The 16950-nt window shown below is 64.1% G+C and carries 15 protein-coding genes; 4 read left to right on the top strand and 11 right to left on the bottom strand.

Going from position 1 to position 16950, the window contains the following annotated elements; genetic code table 11:
• Nucleotides 1-15 precede the first annotated feature (15 nt).
• The 4 genes from A37U_RS48620 to A37U_RS0128055 all read right to left on the bottom strand — a co-directional run bounded on the left by A37U_RS48620 (nucleotide 16) and on the right by A37U_RS0128055 (nucleotide 3289).
• Nucleotides 16-792: a phosphotransferase gene (locus A37U_RS48620; protein ID WP_157183074.1), complete on the bottom strand. Its 777-nt coding sequence runs from the start codon at nucleotides 790-792 to the stop codon at nucleotides 16-18.
• Nucleotides 793-920: 128 nt separating this feature from the next.
• A complete protein-coding gene (locus A37U_RS0128065) occupies nucleotides 921-1619 on the bottom strand; it encodes an acetate uptake transporter family protein (RefSeq protein WP_020500007.1) in 699 nt (232 codons plus the stop codon).
• Nucleotides 1620-1728: 109 nt separating this feature from the next.
• Complete coding sequence (locus A37U_RS45600) at nucleotides 1729-2250, bottom strand: MerR family transcriptional regulator (protein WP_040588918.1); 522 nt, start codon at nucleotides 2248-2250, stop codon at nucleotides 1729-1731.
• A 136-nt stretch (nucleotides 2251-2386) separates the two neighbouring features.
• Nucleotides 2387-3289, bottom strand: coding sequence for a LysR family transcriptional regulator (locus A37U_RS0128055; protein ID WP_020500004.1), 903 nt, complete (start codon nucleotides 3287-3289; stop codon nucleotides 2387-2389).
• Between the two features lie 96 nt (nucleotides 3290-3385).
• Here A37U_RS0128055 and A37U_RS0128050 point away from each other — a divergent pair, with 96 nt between their 5' ends.
• Nucleotides 3386-4138: a sulfite exporter TauE/SafE family protein gene (locus tag A37U_RS0128050; RefSeq protein ID WP_276142738.1), complete on the top strand. Its 753-nt coding sequence runs from the start codon at nucleotides 3386-3388 to the stop codon at nucleotides 4136-4138.
• A 200-nt stretch (nucleotides 4139-4338) separates the two neighbouring features.
• Nucleotides 4339-7560 carry an RHS repeat-associated core domain-containing protein gene (locus A37U_RS45595; protein ID WP_157183073.1) on the top strand — a complete coding sequence of 1074 codons (3222 nt, stop codon included), beginning with the start codon at nucleotides 4339-4341 and terminating at the stop codon, nucleotides 7558-7560.
• A 253-nt stretch (nucleotides 7561-7813) separates the two neighbouring features.
• Here the strand turns inward: A37U_RS45595 and A37U_RS51975 are convergent, their stop codons facing one another.
• Nucleotides 7814-8152, bottom strand: a complete 339-nt coding sequence (locus A37U_RS51975; protein ID WP_157183072.1) for a hypothetical protein — start codon at nucleotides 8150-8152, stop codon at nucleotides 7814-7816.
• A gap of 67 nt (nucleotides 8153-8219) precedes the next feature.
• On the opposite strand from A37U_RS51975, the gene A37U_RS45590 reads away from it, so the two are divergent.
• Nucleotides 8220-8591 carry a hypothetical protein gene (locus A37U_RS45590; RefSeq protein WP_157183071.1) on the top strand — a complete coding sequence of 124 codons (372 nt, stop codon included), beginning with the start codon at nucleotides 8220-8222 and terminating at the stop codon, nucleotides 8589-8591.
• A gap of 295 nt (nucleotides 8592-8886) precedes the next feature.
• Here the strand turns inward: A37U_RS45590 and A37U_RS0128035 are convergent, their stop codons facing one another.
• Nucleotides 8887-12225, bottom strand: coding sequence for an error-prone DNA polymerase (locus A37U_RS0128035; protein ID WP_086010834.1), 3339 nt, complete (start codon nucleotides 12223-12225; stop codon nucleotides 8887-8889).
• A 202-nt stretch (nucleotides 12226-12427) separates the two neighbouring features.
• Here A37U_RS0128035 and A37U_RS0128030 point away from each other — a divergent pair, with 202 nt between their 5' ends.
• Nucleotides 12428-12886, top strand: a complete 459-nt coding sequence (locus tag A37U_RS0128030) for a hypothetical protein (RefSeq protein WP_020499999.1) — start codon at nucleotides 12428-12430, stop codon at nucleotides 12884-12886.
• Nucleotides 12887-12930: 44 nt separating this feature from the next.
• On the opposite strand, the gene A37U_RS51970 is transcribed toward A37U_RS0128030, so the two are convergent.
• From A37U_RS51970 to A37U_RS0128010, 5 genes are all read right to left on the bottom strand, one after another.
• Nucleotides 12931-13893, bottom strand: coding sequence for a hypothetical protein (locus A37U_RS51970; RefSeq protein WP_157183070.1), 963 nt, complete (start codon nucleotides 13891-13893; stop codon nucleotides 12931-12933).
• 120 nt (nucleotides 13894-14013) lie between these two features.
• Nucleotides 14014-15243, bottom strand: a complete 1230-nt coding sequence (gene fxlM / locus A37U_RS0128025) for a methyltransferase, FxLD system (protein WP_020499998.1) — start codon at nucleotides 15241-15243, stop codon at nucleotides 14014-14016.
• Nucleotides 15240-15482: a hypothetical protein gene (locus A37U_RS0128020; RefSeq protein ID WP_020499997.1), complete on the bottom strand. Its 243-nt coding sequence runs from the start codon at nucleotides 15480-15482 to the stop codon at nucleotides 15240-15242. Before A37U_RS0128020 ends, fxlM begins: the two co-directional genes overlap by 4 nt.
• Entirely contained in the window at nucleotides 15479-16294 is an 816-nt protein-coding gene (locus A37U_RS0128015) for an aldo/keto reductase (protein ID WP_020499996.1), read from the bottom strand. Before A37U_RS0128015 ends, A37U_RS0128020 begins: the two co-directional genes overlap by 4 nt.
• Nucleotides 16285-16926 (bottom strand): 3'-5' exonuclease, encoded by a 642-nt coding sequence (locus A37U_RS0128010; RefSeq protein ID WP_026197673.1) that lies wholly within the window; start codon nucleotides 16924-16926, stop codon nucleotides 16285-16287. The genes A37U_RS0128015 and A37U_RS0128010 overlap by 10 nt, the downstream gene beginning before the upstream one ends.
• Nucleotides 16927-16950: the final 24 nt, after the last annotated feature.

The raw sequence follows: 16950 nt of genomic DNA, 5'->3' as shown, positions 1-16950 counted from the left end.
TCTGCGAGGTAGCGCTTAGGTCAGTGTCTGTTGGAGGTGGTCACGATGGTGGTCGAGCCATAGCAGGGAGCGGGCGATGTTGACGGTGAACCGCCCGCTGTCCCAGTGCCGCGCGGTATCAGCCCGCGGGCCGAGCGCGCCCGCAGCGACCCGGGCGGCTTGGTTGATCTGGACTCGAGCCACCTCGTCGAGCAACCGGCAGCGTTGTTGGCTGTCCAGGCCGCAGGCATCGGCAAAGATCCGCAATCGCCGAGGACGCTCGGCCAGAGCCGGTGGGGCAGCACCGTCGCCCATCAGCTCGTCATGCAACGGGGTCATGTGCCAGGCCGCATAGGCCACGTCCTCGATCGCCCGGCCCGGCCGGGCCGAGTCGAAGTCGACCAGCCCGCACAGTCGCTGGTCGCGCTCCAGCATGTTCCACGGCGCGATATCGTTGTGGATCACCGTGTCGCCGTGCAGCGGCCAGTCCTCCGGATTGCGCCACAGCGCTCCCGGCGGGGCACGGAAATCGCGCACCGCTTCGGCGAAGGTGGCGATCGCGCCGCCGACCTCGCGAAGCTGGTCGTCGCCGCGCAAGGTCGGCACCGGCACGCCAGGCAAGCGAGTCAGCACATCTCGGCCCTGCTCGTCGATACCGCGGTAGCGCGGCGAGTACGGATACCCTCGTCGCTCCAAGTGGGTCAACAGCGTCGCGACGGTATCGCTATGCGCACCGCGCTCGCGGCGCACCGTCTCGCCTACGATCCACAGCCGGTCCATCGACCCGCGGCCGACGATCTCGTGCTCCTCCATGGCCAGCATTGTGGTGCAGTCGCCGATCCGCATACGGACGATGGGGCGGGTGTCGACGGGCGGAACGCCCATACATCGCCGGTGATTTCCTAACGGTCGTCTGGCCTCTGTCAGGGGCTCATCCGGGACTACAGCTGTTGGCGTACTCCAGCTTCGTTTGGGGTCCGGGCGATCTGCTCGGTCATGTTCCCGTGTAGCGCTCGGTATGCGCTGCCCAGACGCGTGGTGGGAAGGACGGGATGCTGGCGGGCGTCCTCCAGTAAGAACGCGGCGCCGTTGTAGACCGCGATCCCGGCCAGTATTAGCGCGGTGATTCCCTCGGCGTGTGACCACCACGGTGCCCCGGTCAACTGGTAGAGCGCGGCGAGTACCGCCCGTATTATTGACACGCCGAGCATCACCGCGAGCAGTGGACGCAGGGGTGCGGCCGCGACAGCGGGCGCGACAAGGACCAGCGCGAACGCCAACAGAAACAGTCCGATCGCGGTGCTCGTGGAGCCCGGCGGTGAGAGAACGTGGGTCAGGCCTGTGGCGATCCACGAGGTGGAGAACAGCCCGAGCACGGTGGCCACCCCGACGTCGCGGGACAGGAAGGCGAAGACCGTGGCGATCCCCTGCAGCGGGAACACGAACACCACCATCACCAACCCGGCCGTGGCGACATCCGAACCCGAAATCCACTGCAGTCCGATCCCGGCGACGAGCACCATCCCGACGGCGAAGGACAGCAATCCCAGCGGCAGCGCGCTGCCGTAGGGCCGCAGCACGACCCGCGTGTTCACCGCGCCCGACTCTCTCGCGGGCTCGCTGGTGTTCATAGCGGCCATCAGCAGCTCTCCGGGGCGACATCGGGTTGGGTCCATACGGGGACGTGCAGCCAGCGCAGCTGCTCGGCCCGCCCGCGCAGAACGGATAGAGTGTCGAGATGGATGAACATCAACTCTCACCTCGCGGCTCGTACGGCGAGGACGACTGTGGACTGTCCGAACTGACACTGCCCCCATACGCGGTGATCTTGTAATCAAGGACGGCTAGGACGTCCCGGAGCTGGTCCAGTCGTTGACGGACCACCCTGCGCTGGGCCTGCAACATATGGACCCGGGCCGGGACCGTGGCCTCCCCTTGTCCCACCAGGTCGAGATAGTGAGCGATATCGCGGACGGGCATCTCGCCCATCCGCAGCCGGCCCACCAGCATCACCCGACCCACCGCGTGCACGTCATAGCGACGTCGACCACCGGCGTCCCGCGCCACGGTGAGCAGACCGATGCGCTCGTAGTACCGCAGGGTGTGCGCGCTGACGCCGGTGACTGCGGCGACCTCGGCAATCGCCATACCCTCGCCCCGATCCACCGGCAGATCCACAGAGCGCACCAACTCCTCCGAGAGTTCCGGCAGATCTCGGGCCTCGACCTCTTCGACCAGCATCCGCAGCCGCTCACCGATCACCGTCATCATGAACGCGACGCTAGAGCTTCGAGCGCACTCGAAGTCAAACCCGAGCCCCGACAGCTCGGTTCCCAGAAGCCGCCGACCCTGGCCGTACGTACGGAAGGGATCCCTTTTACGGGCCACGTGCGAACGGGGGCCGTGTTCAGGGGGAGGTCGTGGCGTCGTGCCCGAGGAGGTGGTTCATCAGCGCTTGGGTGTGGGTGGGGAGCTGGTCGTGGTCTCGGACGCAGATGGAGAGCTGACGTGCCGCCCAGGGCTCGTCGAGGGGTCGGTGTTCGATGGCCATTGAGCGCCTACAGCGTTGGGCGGCGGTCTGGGGGATGATCCCGACGCCTATTCCGGCCTCGACCATGCGGCAGATCGCGTCGAAGCTACGGAGGCGGACCCGGTAGGAAGGGCGGGCGCCGAGGCGCGCGGCGTGCTCGGCGATGTGCTGCTCGAGGGCACTACCGTCGTTGAGCCCGATGAAGGGGTGCTGGAGAACCTCGGCGAACCTGATCCGGTCGTTGCGGGTGAGCGGGTCGTGCGCGGCGAGCACCACCACGAGGTCATCGCGGCGGAAGGGAAAGGCTTGTAGTTCACCCATGTCGACGGTGTCGGCGACGATGCCGATGTCTGCGCGGCGCGCGGCGAGCGCTGTGACGATGTCGTAGCTGGGGAGCTCCTCGATGCCGAGGTCGATGGTGGGGTGTTGGGCCAGGAATGCGTGCAGTGCCTCGGGCAGGTGTTCGGTCAAGGCTGCGGTGTTCGACAGCAGCCGGATGTGCGCCTTGAGTCCGTGCGCGTAGTCGCTGAGGTCTGCTCGCATCTGGTCGACCTGTCCGAGCACGATGCGGGCGTGATGCAGCAGTGCGCGACCGGCCGGAGTGAGTTGCACACCGCGCCGCTGGCGTAGCAGCAGTGGCGCACCGAGCGCGTCCTCCAGATGCGCAATCCTCGCGCTGGCTGAGGCCAGAGCGAAGTGCAAGCGTTCGGCGCTGCGGGTGATGCTGCCGGCCTCGGCGACCTCGGCAAACAGTTGCAGGTCGATCAGATCGAAACGCATCGGTCTCCTCATGGCGATCAGCCTTCGCCTCAGGCACAGGCTATCTCTGGTGATTCCGCATTGTGGCGATGAGGGGACGCCGCCAGGCTGGGATATGTGACCGGTCTGAACTTATTGCTGCTCATCGGTGTTGGCCTCGTAGGAGGGGCGATGAACGCGGTGGGAGGTGGCGGCTCGTTCGTCACGCTGCCGGCGCTGATCGGGGTCGGAGTGCCTTCGGTGGCGGCGAACGCTTCCAGCAGCGTCGCGTTGTTTCCCGGCAGCATGGCCAGCACGTGGGCATGCCGAGACCGCCTGGTGTCTGTCGGTGACCTGCCGCTGCGGCTGCTGGTCGTGGTGACTGCTTTGGGCGGTCTGGTCGGCGCGGGGCTGCTGGTCATCACCCCGCAAGCCGTCTTCGATGCCGCGGTTCCGTGGCTGTTGTTGTCGGCGACCCTGATCTTCGCCGCCGGCCCCCAGGCTGGTGCGATCCTGCGGGAGCGGGTCACGCTGACCACGAAGCCGTTGCTCGTCGCGCAGTTCGTGGTCGGCATCTATGGCGGCTACTTCGGCGGCGCTGTCGGGATCATGATGCTGGCCATCTGGAGCCTGTTCAGCTCAGCCGACGTGCAAGCGATGAACCCGCCAAAAACGTTGCTGCTCGCCGCCTCACGCGCCATCGCGGTCATCGTGTTCATCGCAACCGGCAACGTGGCATGGCTGCAGACACTCCCGGTCTTGTTAGCGGGAATCGCTGGCGGCTACATCGCGGCGTGGGCCGGCCAACGCATCAGCCCACGAGTGATCCGCGCCGGCGTCATCATCGTCATGAGCGCCATCACCATCGCATTCTTCACTGGCCTCTTGTGAAGAATGCGATAACCGCTGTACCGCTGCTACTCAAGCCCGGTGTTCGCCCAGCTGCTGCAGTGGTAGTCGGCCCGTCATCGCCGCTAGGTGCGCGAACGTTACGGCATCAGGGAAATCCGGTTCGGGATGCTTATCGGGTGTGTGGCATTCGGGTGAACTTGTACTCCCGTGCTGGTTGTTGATCATGTGGTAGTCGTAACGTGAGCGTTCTTCGCGTTACTCGCGGAGTTCTGGGTGGTCCATTTTTGGGAATGGGGTTTTTTGTTATGAGCGGCAGATCGCCGCGCAGCCTCGTGCTGCGCGGATGCACATTAGTAACAGCGATTTCGGTGGCGACAGCGATGTCGATCTCAGGGTCGGCGAACGCGAAACCTTCGAATAGTCCGCGGGGAACGCATGCGACGGGTGATCCGGTTTCGGAGCAGGCGTGGGTGCCGCCGAGTGAGGTGAATCGGGAACCGACCGGCGGGGCGCCGCCGGGTGGGGCGTGGCATCCCTCGGCCAAGCAGGGCAGCGCGGGCGCGCGTTCGGCGGTGCCGGGGTGTCCGTCCGCGCAGGCCGGGATCCTGCCGTCGTTCCCGTTGGAGCGGTTCCAGGTGAATGATCGGTTGCAGATGCTGGTGGATACTGGTTCGGGGAATGTGGTGTTGGATAACCGGGATTTGACGGTCAAGGGAACCGGGCAGAATCTGTCGGTGGATCACATCTACAATTCCCGCGGGAACCCTGGTGGTTTTGGTGGTGGCACCACGTTATCGGGTGGACACGATGTCGGCCTCACGTTCTCGAATGGGAATGTCACGTTGCACGGTGATTCCGGCTATTGCGCCACGTTCTCGAAGAACAGTGACGGCAGCTATCAGGAGGCTCCCGGGGTGGGTGCCACGTTGCAGAAAACCGAGGGTGGCGGGTTCACGCTCACGTTCAAACCCTCCAGTAAACAGGCCGGGCAGGTGTGGACATTCAACCCGGCCGGATGGCTGTTGGCCCAAGCTGATCGGAATGGGAACGCGAACAGCTACCGGTACAACACCGATGGCACCACCGCGTCGGTGTCCGATAGCCAGGGCCGGGTCAACACCTTCGACTACGACTCGGACAAACACATCACCCGGGTCACCGACCCCACCGGACTCGCCGCCGGGTCCTACACCTACAACGACGCGGGGCAGATGACCTCGTTCACCAACCGCGACGGCAAAACCACGAAACAGGCCTGGAATAACGCCGGGTTGATGACCTCCCTGACCGACCCGATGGGGCACACGTATGAATTCAACTACGACTCCAGCAACCGGCTCACCTCGCTCACGGTGCCGAACAGCAGACTCGGCCCGCTGACGACGAAGTTCTCGTATGGGGATCATCAGACCACCGAGACCGACCCGAACGGGCACGCGTCCACCTACAAATACGATGATCAAGGGCGTCAGACCGAGGCCACCGACCCGCTCGGACACACCCGCAAACAGCAGTGGACCGCGAACAGCAGCCTCTCCCAGATCACCAACGGCAACGACAAGAACACCACCGCCGACTACGACGACCGCAACAACCTGATCGGCACGAAACTGCCCACCGGAGCGAAAACCAGCGTGGGCTACGCGGACGCGGCACACCCGAACCTACCCACCTCGTTCACCGACCAGCAGGGCAACACGACTACCCAGTCGCATGATGCCGCGGGTAACGTGACCAAGGTGCACTCCGACGGATTGAACGCGGATCTGCAAACGCTGGCCTACAACCAGGCCAACGGCACCCTCTCGCGGGTCACCGACGGCAACGGGCACACCACCAGCCTCGACTACGACCGGTCCGGGAACCTCACCAAGACCTCCCCACCCGGACCGCGCGGCGCCAGCAGCTACACCTACGACTCCCTATCCCGGGTATCGACGGTGAAAAACGGTAACGGGGTGGTGCTGCACTACTACTACGACAAACTCGACCGAGTCGTCGAAATCGACCAAGACCAACCCAGCGGCGACGCCAAACTCCTAGCCAGCTACGAGTACAACACCGACGGTAACCTCACCAAACAACAAACCGGCGGAATCACCCTCACCACGCAATACGATGTGTGGAACACGAGCCTGATCGTGAGCCAACGCCGCCAGGACAGCAGCGGTGGCGACACGACCACGACCTACGGGTTCGACAAAGCCGGCAACCTCACCCGCCTCAACGACGGCAACGGGGCCACCGGTTACGGCTACGACACGGCCAACCGGACGACCAGCATGACCGATCCGCAAGGCGACAAGACCAGCTTCAGTTACGACAACGACAACAACCGCACCAAGACCAGTTTCCCCGGCGGTGGGGCGCAGAACAACACCTACGACGACGCCGACCGCCAAATCGGTGTGACCGCCACCAACGCCGCGGGAAAGACCGTGTTGTCGAACGACTACCGGTACAGCAACAGTGCCGGGAGTGATACCGGGAAGGTGCAGGCCAAGACCGATGCGACTGGCACGGTGAACTACACCTACGACGGTGGTAATCGGATGACCAAGGCCGATACCCAACAGTTCGACTACGACCTTGCGGACAACATGACCGGCCTCAACGGGCAACAGTTCACCTTGAACGCGTCGAACCAGACCACCCAAGCCGGTGACCAGTCCATGCTCTACGACAGCACCGGCAACATGACCAGCACCCAAGGTCCGGATTCGACACTGACCTACAGTTCCACCGATCAGCTCACCAAGGCCGATCCGGACATTCTGCGGGCCTCGTATGACACGTTGAACAACACCCAACCGAACGTGATCACGGAGAAAAACCCGAACAACAGCACCACGACGCATACGTTCGCGCACACCGCGCTCGGGGTCACCTCCGAAACCGTGAATGGGCAGAAAGCCAGCTACAACCGTGACCCCGATGGGAAGGTGATCACCGAACAGGTCGCCAGCGGGAAGAAATACAACCTGATCACTGATTATCAGGGCAGCACCATCGGCATGCTCGACAATAGCGGCAACCTCGCCGCGAGCTACCGTTACACCCCCTACGGCGACCCCGTCACCACCGGCGACGCCGCGGCCGACAACCCCATCCGCTACATCGGCGCCTACCAGCTCAAAAACGGCCTAGACCTGTTCGGATACCGCCACTACAATCCCAGCCTCGGCCGCTACACACAACCAGACCCCACCAACCAAGAAGTCAACACCTACGCCTACGCGCAAGGTGATCCCATCAACAACCAAGACGCCACCGGAGCTTCTACGAGGACGGCGGGTCTTGGCATCGGGGGCGCTTTTGGCGTTGCGGGCGGTGCCGAGGTGAGCGTCTTTGCGGGTGAAGTGCTTGCGTCTTCATTGCTCCTCGGCGTTTTCACGCTCGGTGTAGGGCTGATAGGTATCGCTGCCGGAGCGTACCTCTTGTATCGAGCATCGACTGAATAGATCAAACAAGATAACCAGTCATGCTGGCGGCGAATTATCGCTCGCCGCCAGCATCTGATCTTTGAAAAGAGTATCGACGAATGAAGCGGCGCACATCGTGGTTACACCTGGCGATTGTTATCATCTGTGCTATCGGATGCTATCTGGGATACTATATTTCTGGGTTCGACCCGATTGTTCTAGTCCCAGCAGTCGCACTCACCGTTGGTGCACTTTTAATCAGTATTATTCTCTACCATGGAAACCGGATCGACTAGGAATGGTCACTATTCTTGTTACGCCTGATGATGTATACCAGCTCTATAACTCCCACTATTATAAATAGTGGGAGTGTTACAACTAGTCCGCCCATTGTGGCAAGCTTTATGCTGTACACAAACCCAATAACGATGCAGGCGATCAGCGACAACACGGCGATCGATGCCAGGGCACCACCCCACCAAGGCGTGGGAGTTCGTGGTAATTCCTCCCCCATGTCTTTGATGTATTTGCCCGATTGGACATAGCCATACGCCTGCGCGAAGTCTTTGGCTGACCTGCCTAAATGTTCCTCGGTACCGTAATCTCGATGTCTATTTTCCTCGCTGGGCATGGGTCCCGCTTCCTCGTTAGACGCTATGATCTATCTTACTCGTCGGTGGTCCAAAAACGCAGTCCAGATGCGCGCCGACGGCTACCCGCTCCTTAAACAGACCTGTCCGGCTGCACTGGGCCGTCCGGCGCCACGCGACAGCTTCCGCAACCTGCTGTTGTTGTGCCATCCGCACCACGCTGAGATGGACGACTCAACCACCGCAGAGGAGCTATATCCTGCGGAAAGGTTGCGTCGCTGGAAGACCCAACACGAAGCACAGGACGAGCAGGTACTTGCCCAGGTGCATGTGTCCTCGGGCGCGGTGCTGCCGGAGCACCTCGTTAAGGTGTTCACCCCTTCGCCAGACTGGCTGGAGATGCTGATGGACAGAGTGGAGAGGACAGGCGAGACCATAGCCGAGACGCTGGGCGCGAGCTGCGCCGAAGGCCGACCGTGATGCAGACGAGCGAGAGAACGCTCAGCGCCCGAGAAACAGACGCGCTCGCTTCCGCAGTGGAGGTATTCGGGACCCAAACATTCCGGCAACAGTTGGAAAAACTGGGACAAGTAACCGACCGTCTGCCTCGGGTCTCGAAGGAGGTTACCGATCCGCAGAATCAGTGCCCGCCGACCGAGTCGGTGCTGGCGTACCCGGGCGCGGGCGCGACTCTCCTGTGGGCAGCACCGGAGAAACCGCACTCCTGCTTCATACACCGCGGATCCACGCCGACGAGGCGTTATCGGCTTAGCAGTTAGCGATAGTCGCGGCTTTCGGTGGGGAGGGCGATGGGGATTGGGGTGATGTGGTGGGCGATGAGGGTGTGGGTGTTGTTGGCTGCTTGGAGTTGTCCGGTGATGTGGATGGCGTTGTGCTGCAGGGCGCGTGCGTAGCGTTCTGCGGTGGGTGGGTGGATGAGGATGTTGGCCATGCCGGTTTCGTCTTCGAGGTTGAGGAACAGGATTCCGCCTGCGGTGCCGGGGCGTTGTCGGTGGGTGATGAGCCCGGCGACCCGCAGGATCCTCTTGTCCGCATAGTGTCCGACCTGAGCGGCGGGGATCGCTCCGGTTTTGGTGAGTTGGGGGCGGTAGTGGGCGATGGGGTGTTGGTCGGGGGTGATGCCGGTGGCCCACAGGTCGGCGTGTGCGGTTTCAGTCGGATCGAGCTCGCGCAGTGCGGGTGCGGTGATCGAGGCGTCGAGGTCGAGCGTGTCGGGGTGGTTGTGGGCGGGGTGTCCGATGCTCCACAGGGCTTCGCGCCGGTTCGAGGCGAGTGTGTCGAAGGCACCCGCGGTGGCGAGGGCTTCGCGCACACCACGAGGCAGGTCTGTGCCTGCGCGGGCGAGGAAGTCGTTGAGGTCCCGGTAGAGGCCGCGTTCATCGCGTTGGGTGACGATGTGCTCGGCGTAAGTGTCGCCGACGTTGCCGATGCCGCTGAGGCCAAGCCGGATGGCGCGGTGGTCGCGGCTGGTCGGGTGGGGTTCGAGGGTGGCCTCGACGCTGCTGTGGTTGATGTCTGGTCCCAGGATTTGCACGCCGTGGTGGCGTGCGTCGGTGATCAGGGATTGTGGGGACCAGAAGCCCATCGGCTGGGCGCGCAGCAGGCCGGTGCAGAAGGCTGCTGGGTAGTAGTGTTTGAGCCAGGCGCTGGCGTAGACCAGGTGCGCGAAGCTGTGCGCGTGACTTTCCGGGAACCCATAGTTCGAGAATGCCTGCACTTGTTCGAAGATCGTCTCGGCGATCGTACGGGGAATGGCGTTGGTATCGGTCCCGGCGAAGAAACGCTCGCGGAGACGCTGCATGGCGCGCGCGGAGCGTTTCGCGCCCATCGCGCGGCGCAATAGGTCGGCATCGGCGGGGCTGAAGTCGGCGGCATCGATCGCGACCTGCATCACTTGCTCCTGGAACAACGGCACACCGAGTGTTCTGTCCAGACTGTTGGCCAGCAAGGGATGCAGGTGTTGCCAGGGTTCCCCGTCACGACGCCGGAGGTACGGGTGCACGCTCCCACCTTGAATCGGGCCGGGACGGATCAGCGCGACCTCGACCACGAGGTCGTAGAAACACCGGGGTTTCAGGCGTGGGAGGGTGGCGAGTTGGGCGCGGGATTCGACCTGGAACACCCCGACCGCATCCGCGCGGCAGAGCATGTCGTACACATTCGCATCGGCCAGATCAAGGTGCCCGAGGTCGATCGTGTCGCCGTGGTATTCGGCGATGAGGTCGATGGTGTGGTGCAGGGCGGTGAGCATCCCGAGGCCGAGGAGGTCGAATTTGACCAGGCCCGCGGTGGCGCAGTCGTCCTTGTCCCATTGCAGCACCGACCGGTTTTCCATCCGGGCCCATTCCACCGGACACACCTCACTGACCGGGGTACGCGACAAGACCATGCCGCCCGAATGAATCCCCAAATGCCGCGGACGATCCACAAACTGCTCGGCAAGCTGTTGCACATCCGCTGGGATCACGTCCGCCTCACCGTCCGCGCCGTCGTTGGTGTTGCGGTCGTTGGGTTTCGAAGCAGGGCTGGTGTGGCTGGTCATGTGGTGTTGGCGCAGTATGCGGGAGAAGGCGTCTTGCTGGCCGGTCGTGTAGCCGAGCGCTTTCGCCGCGTCCCGGACCGCCGAGCGGATGCGGTAGGTGATCACGTTCGCCACCTGCGCCGCGTTCGTGCGCCCATAACGCTGGTACACGTACTGAATCACCTCCTCACGGCGCCCAGACTCGATGTCGACGTCAATGTCCGGGTATCCGTCGCGCTCCGGGGACAGGAACCGTTCGAACAGGAGATTCCAGCGGACGGGGTCGGCGTTGGTGATCCGCAGCGCGTAACACACCGCGCTATTGGCCGCCGAACCTCGCCCCTGGCAGAGAATGTTGTTGTCCTCGCAAAACTGCACGATGTCGCGCACGATCAGGAAATACCCCGGAAACCCCATCCGCTTGATCACATCGAGCTCGCGGTCGAGCTGCGCATACGCCTCCGGAGCCCCGGCCGGTGGTCCGTAGCGCTCGCGGGCGAATCGGTAGGTCAGTTCACACAGCCAGGAGGCTTCGTCGTGCCCGTCCGGGACCGGGCACAGCGGAAGCTCGGGAGCCACAAGGCTCAGGTCGAGGGAGCATTCGACGCCGAGGAGCGCGGCACGCTGCACCGCCCCCGGGAAATGGGAGAACCGGTGGGCCATCTCCTGCCCGGAGCGCAGATACGCCATCGGCGCGGCCGGGAGCCAGCCATCCATCTCGTTCAGGCTGCGGCGGGCACGGACCGCGGTCATCGCCGCGGCCAACCGACCCCGGTTCGGCTGGTGGTAGTGCACATTCCCCGACGCGATCGTGGCCAGCTCCAGATCGCCCGCGATCCCGGCGAGCACATCATTGTCCCGGTCCTGACCCGGCATGCTGTGATCCAGCAACTCGACAGCGACATGCTCGTCGCCGAACCGGTCAACCAACCACCGCAACTCCTCGCCCGCCGCCTGCGGACCGCGTTCGGCGAGCGCGCGGCGCACCAGGCTCTTGCGGCAGCCGGATAGGACCAGCACGTGGCCAGCCAACTCCTCAACAACCTCATCCACCTCATACCGCGGCTGGCGTTTTCCCTCCCCGCGCAGATGCGCCGTCGAGAGCACGCGACACAGGCGCCGGTAGCCTTCCAGCCCGCGAGCCAGCACCAGCAGATGCCGCCCACCAGGATCCGGTTCCCCTTCCGGCGCGCCTGCATCCAGGGTCAGCTCGGCGCCGTACACGGTGCGGATCCCGCAGGCTCGGGCTGCTTCGGCGACCCGGACCGCGGCATACATGCCGTCATGATCGGTGACCGCGATCGCATCCAACCCCAGCCGAACAGCCTCCTCCACCAAATCTTCGGGACTCGATGACCCGTCCAAGAAACTGAAGTCCGTGTGACAGTGCAATTCGGCGTACGGCACCCACCCCCGATCCCCCTCCTCGGACGGGCAGCGAACCCGCATCCCCGCGGGCGGCACATACACACCACCCCCAGGATCAACTGCCTGCTCCGGCCGCACGCTCGCGCGGCCCGAGGCCACCCGTTCGACCGACGCCCACGACGCATCCGGTAGTCCGAACCGCATCACGCACCACTCCCAAGACTCGCAATTATCGAACGTAAGTTCGATAGTTGTTCATAGTCAAGCCGGGTGTCAGCAGTCACCGAAAGCGTCCTCGCGGTTGCGTGCTGACGTGTGTTCGTCGGCACTCCCAGTGGCATGCGCTGCGGGAATGTCAGACCCGGCGCCTACGGTGAAGACCTCGACCAGGAAAAGGAGCGATCTCGTGGCGACCGGAACGGTGGACCTAGAAGACAAAGCGCGCCAAGCATGGACCGAGCAAGGCAAGACCCTCTCACCATCCACCCGCGAAGGCCGGACTGCTCTGCTGATGGCCAGCAACGCGTTGGTCGATGCGCTGGTGCAAACCCTCGGTGGCTACGAGATCGACGCCGAAGCAGGCGCCGCCCGCGTCGACCCCTCATCGACCCATACCGGCCGCGTCATGACCCTCGTCGTCCACCTCGACAACCACTCGATCGAGATGCCTGTCCTCGTCGGCGAGGCTGTCTGGACCTACTATCCGCACGTCGCTCCCAAGGCCCTCAAAGTCGGGGAATCCCGCAGCCTCGGGGATCCCCTTGGTCGGATCATCTTCCCTGAGAACGCGGTCGCCGATCAGTGGGCGCCAGTATCGGTTCTCGCTGCGCGTATCATGGAAGTTTTAAGCTCAACCGTGGAATAGTGTGGCATCCCGGTGGGCGGCGGAGGTGGTGTCCACTCGTGCTGTCATTTCTTCGCTTTCCGCCGATACACTGTTGTCAAGTCGACTTTGGCGAGGTACGCGATTTTTTGCGGGTGAATCCCGTTTTGTAGCCCTTCGGTGATTTGTTTTTCTTGTTTGCTGGTGAGTCGACGTCGGTCTCTGCTGGGTTTTGCTCGGGTTGATCGTCGCTTTCTTTCAGGGATGCCGTCCGGGCGATGTCGGTGAACTGTCGCCGGGGAAACCTGGGCACGTGAGGCGATATCATCGACCGGCAAGCCCGCGTGCCATCCTTCGGTGATGGTCCGCAACTGTTCGATCGAGATCCCGCGCTTTCCGCGGCTGCGGCTCTGCGCAGGAACGTTTTCCAATGCTTCGGTGGCTGATGTGCGAGCGGGGTTCTGTGGGTGGTATCTGTACACCGACACCAAGGAGACTTGGGCTTTGTGCGCGATATCAGCTGCACTGAGGCCGCCGCGCCACCCGTCTTCGATGATCTGTTGCTTCTCTTTGGTGACAGGTAAGCGTTTGGCGCGCTTCTTAGTGGCTGTTGGAGGGCGATAGCGCTCCACTGTGCGAAGGCATACTCCTGCTTCGCGCGCGATATCCTCCACTCGCAGTCCCGTCAGCCATCCGTTTTTGATGATTTCTCGTTGCTGACCGGTGATTCGGCGCTGGTCGCTTCCGGGTTCTCCGGACGTGTTACGTCGAGGTGATTCCCCGGTCCCGTCGGGGCGGTGGTGTCGCACAGTCTTGAGGGAAACACCGGCTTGTTGGGCGATCTCAATCACCGGGCGTCCAGCCCGCCAGCCCTTGGTGATGATTCCTAGCTGCTCCTTCGTGATGCGAGCGGTCCCAGCCCTTCCGGGCTCCTTTGGGCAAAAGGCAAGCACCACATCCATGGGGATGCCGAGCTTGCGTGCGATCTCTTCACGAGTAGCACCGGCGTCGACCTGTTTACGGATGGCGAGATAGATCTTGCGCATCATCGGTGATGGTTCACTCGGCACGACGGCCCGCCACGACACGTGTCAGGACCGTGACGAGGACCTCGGTCAACGCGAGGGAACTAACGGTCGGAATAGGGATGACGGCCCAACTCATGGCGACTACCGCCAGATGACACTGATTGATCGGCCAGCGCGTGGGAGGCTGAACCGTGTGGTGGAGTCAGCATCGGATGCACCAGCTTCAGCGGACACTTCGAACGCGACACCGCTGTGTCGGAACTGCTGGTTCCAGGTCTGGATGTGTCCGGCGATTTCGGTGGTGAGGAGGCTGGCTTGTGGTCCGTGGCCGATGACGACGACTTCCAGTGGCTGGTCGCGGTGGTCGTCGGGTTCGGTTCGCCAGGTGAGGTAGGCGAGGCTGCCGCGGGCAGGGGTGGCCATGGTGCCCCACCTGAACATGGGGTCAACGAGCCCGGTGTCGATGGCTTCTTGAGTGACGGGCATGCGGCAGATTCCGGTGTCGAGGACGCAGGTCAGCCAGAGGTAGAGCCATTCGACCGATTCCCTGCGACCGAACATCACCCCAGTTCCGACGGTGACCGCGGGTTGGTCGAGGATTCCGGGCAGGTGTTCGGTGTCGAGGTGGTGTTCCTGGTTGAGGTGTAGCTGCACCGTGCGGTTGGGGGTGAGGTTGAGGATGGTGCGGGGGTCGTCGGCGGTGCTGTCGCGTAGCGGGATGAACCCACACATCTGGTGATCGACGCTGTACCAGCCGGTGGGGCCGTGTTCGAGGGCGAGGGAGCGGGTCACGCTGGCCCACAACCGCACGGGTGCGACGACACGCCCGTCTGGGGCGAGCTGGTGTAGCCAGGTGTCGGGGATCTCGAATATCCCTACGGTGGCCACGTTTTTGTCGTAGGGCCCGTTGGCGGGGTGGCCGAGGGCGCCGTCGCCGCGGACGACCTCGACGTTGCCGACACTAGTTGCGGCCAGGCGCGCGCGGGCGTCGGTGACGATGTCGGTGTCGGTGTCGATCGCGGTGACATGCCCGCCCGGTCCGGCCAAATAGGCGAGCAGGGCGGCGTGGTAGCCGGTTCCCGCCCCGATTTCCAGGACACGGTCACCGGGCTGGACGGCGAGTTGTTCGAGCTGCATCCCCACGATCGCAGGCTGCGACAAGCACGACAGGATCTGCCCGTCCGCGTCTTGTTTGGTCACGACGATCTCGTTCGCATACGCCTCCTCGATACTCACCTGAGGGACGAACTGGTGTCGTTCGACGGCGCGCAGCGCGTCCTCGACCACCGGGGAGAGCGTGTAGCTTTCCTTGATGGCCGCGATCATCTGCTCGCGCAACGCCGCAGGCGTGGTTTCCGCGCTGGTGTTCACGGCATGCTCCTCCCCTCGGAGCTCGGGGCGTCGAGATTCTCGTCGTCGTGCATGGGGCGGTAGCAGATGTCGAGGTAGGTGGCGTCGAGTTCGATTTGCTCGATGTTGATGCCGTAGCCGGTGGCGTCATCGATGCCCTGCTGGTGAAACCACTCACCGGCGTTCCGCAGCGCCTGGCCGAGGTTGCGGCCTTGGATGGTGATGTTCCAAACCTGCAATGGTGTTTCGGGGATTGTCATGGGGTTCGGGTCTTTCTAGCGGCTTCGATGTTGTGGTGCAGATGGGCCGGGTTGCCGGTGCCGGGGATGGGCAGGGTGACCGGGGAGCGGTCGAGTTGCCAGCGCAACTGTTCGCCAACCGCACGGGTTTTGTTTGCTTGCGGCAGCAGGGCTCCGGCGCCGAGGGGCGCGAAGGGGACGTAGGCGATGCCGTATCGGGTGCAGTAGTCATGCACCTCGGTGTCCGGGATGGCGGTGTTGCTGCGGTTTTGCACCGCGACGATCTCGGCATGGGTCCGGGCCTCGCGGAGCTGGTCCAGATTGACCTTGGAGACGCCGAGGTGGCGGATCTTGCCGGCCTGCTGTGCTTCGGTGAGGACGCCGAGCTGGTCTGCGAGGGGCACATGTGGGTCGATGCGGTGCAGGTAGTACAGGTCGATGCGCTCGAGGCCGAGCCGGGTGAGGCTGGCGTCGACACACCGGCGCAGATAGTCGGGATCGCCGTGGGGTTGCCACCGGTTGGGACCAGGGCGGGTCATGCCGCCCTTGGTGGCGATGACCAGGCGCTCGGGATAGGGGTGGAGGGTGTCGTGGATGAGGGTTTCGCCCGTGTGGGGTCCGTAGGCGTCGGCGGTGTCGATGTGGTTGACCCCGAGCGCGACCGCGTCCCGCAGCACCGCCCGCGCCCGAGCCAGATCGGGTGGTGGGCCCCAGTGTCCGGGGCCGGTGAGTTGCATGGCCCCGAACCCGATCCGGTGTACGGGCAGGTCCCCGCCGAGCCAGAACGTGCCGCTCGCGGTGGCCGGGAGTGCGGGTGGTGTTGCTAGTCCCATAACGATGGCTGCTCCATGGGCTCGGGTGCTGGGGTGAGGCGGATACCGGCCAGAGTGCGCAAAGAGGCGAGATCGTGGGGTTGATCGGCCAGCAGCGCGGCAAGCAGGAGCCCGGCGGCGGTGGCATCCCAGAGGGCCCGGTGGTGCTGACTCCCGGGAACCAGCTCATCGACGCGTGGGGTGAGGATGAGCCGTTCCAGCCAAGAGGCGAGTCCGTGGCCGCTCTTGCGTTCGGGGTGCAGGGCGCGGGCCAGCCGGAGCGTGTCGAGCAGCTCGACCGGCGCTGCCTCGGGGACGAGCTGGTGTAGCAGGCGCCAGTCGACGGCGACGTTATGCCCGACCAGGATCTTCCCGGCGACCCGCGACGCGATCGTCGGGGCGACCTCCGCCAGAGACGGCGCGGTGGCCAGAACCGGGTTGGTGATGCCCGGGGAAATCCACGGCCCGCGCGGGATGGGGCGGCCGGGATTGACTAACGTGCTGTACGCCTGCGCGATAGCCGGTTCCCCGTGGATGAGGGGGACGAGGGCGATTTCGAGCATGGCTTCGCCCGCGGGGTCCTGGGGTCCGGTGCCTTCGAGGTCAATGCAGACGAGGTCGGCATGTGTCCACGCCGCGGCTGGTGTGTTCAACGCTGCCCCCTCGGATACCGGGCG

Origin of the sequence: Sciscionella marina DSM 45152, assembly GCF_000379465.1 — a bacterium.
GTDB classification, from domain to species: domain Bacteria; phylum Actinomycetota; class Actinomycetes; order Mycobacteriales; family Pseudonocardiaceae; genus Sciscionella; species Sciscionella marina.
Note: the sequence above shows the minus strand (reverse complement) of the source record. Positions and strands in the feature narration are given on the sequence as shown.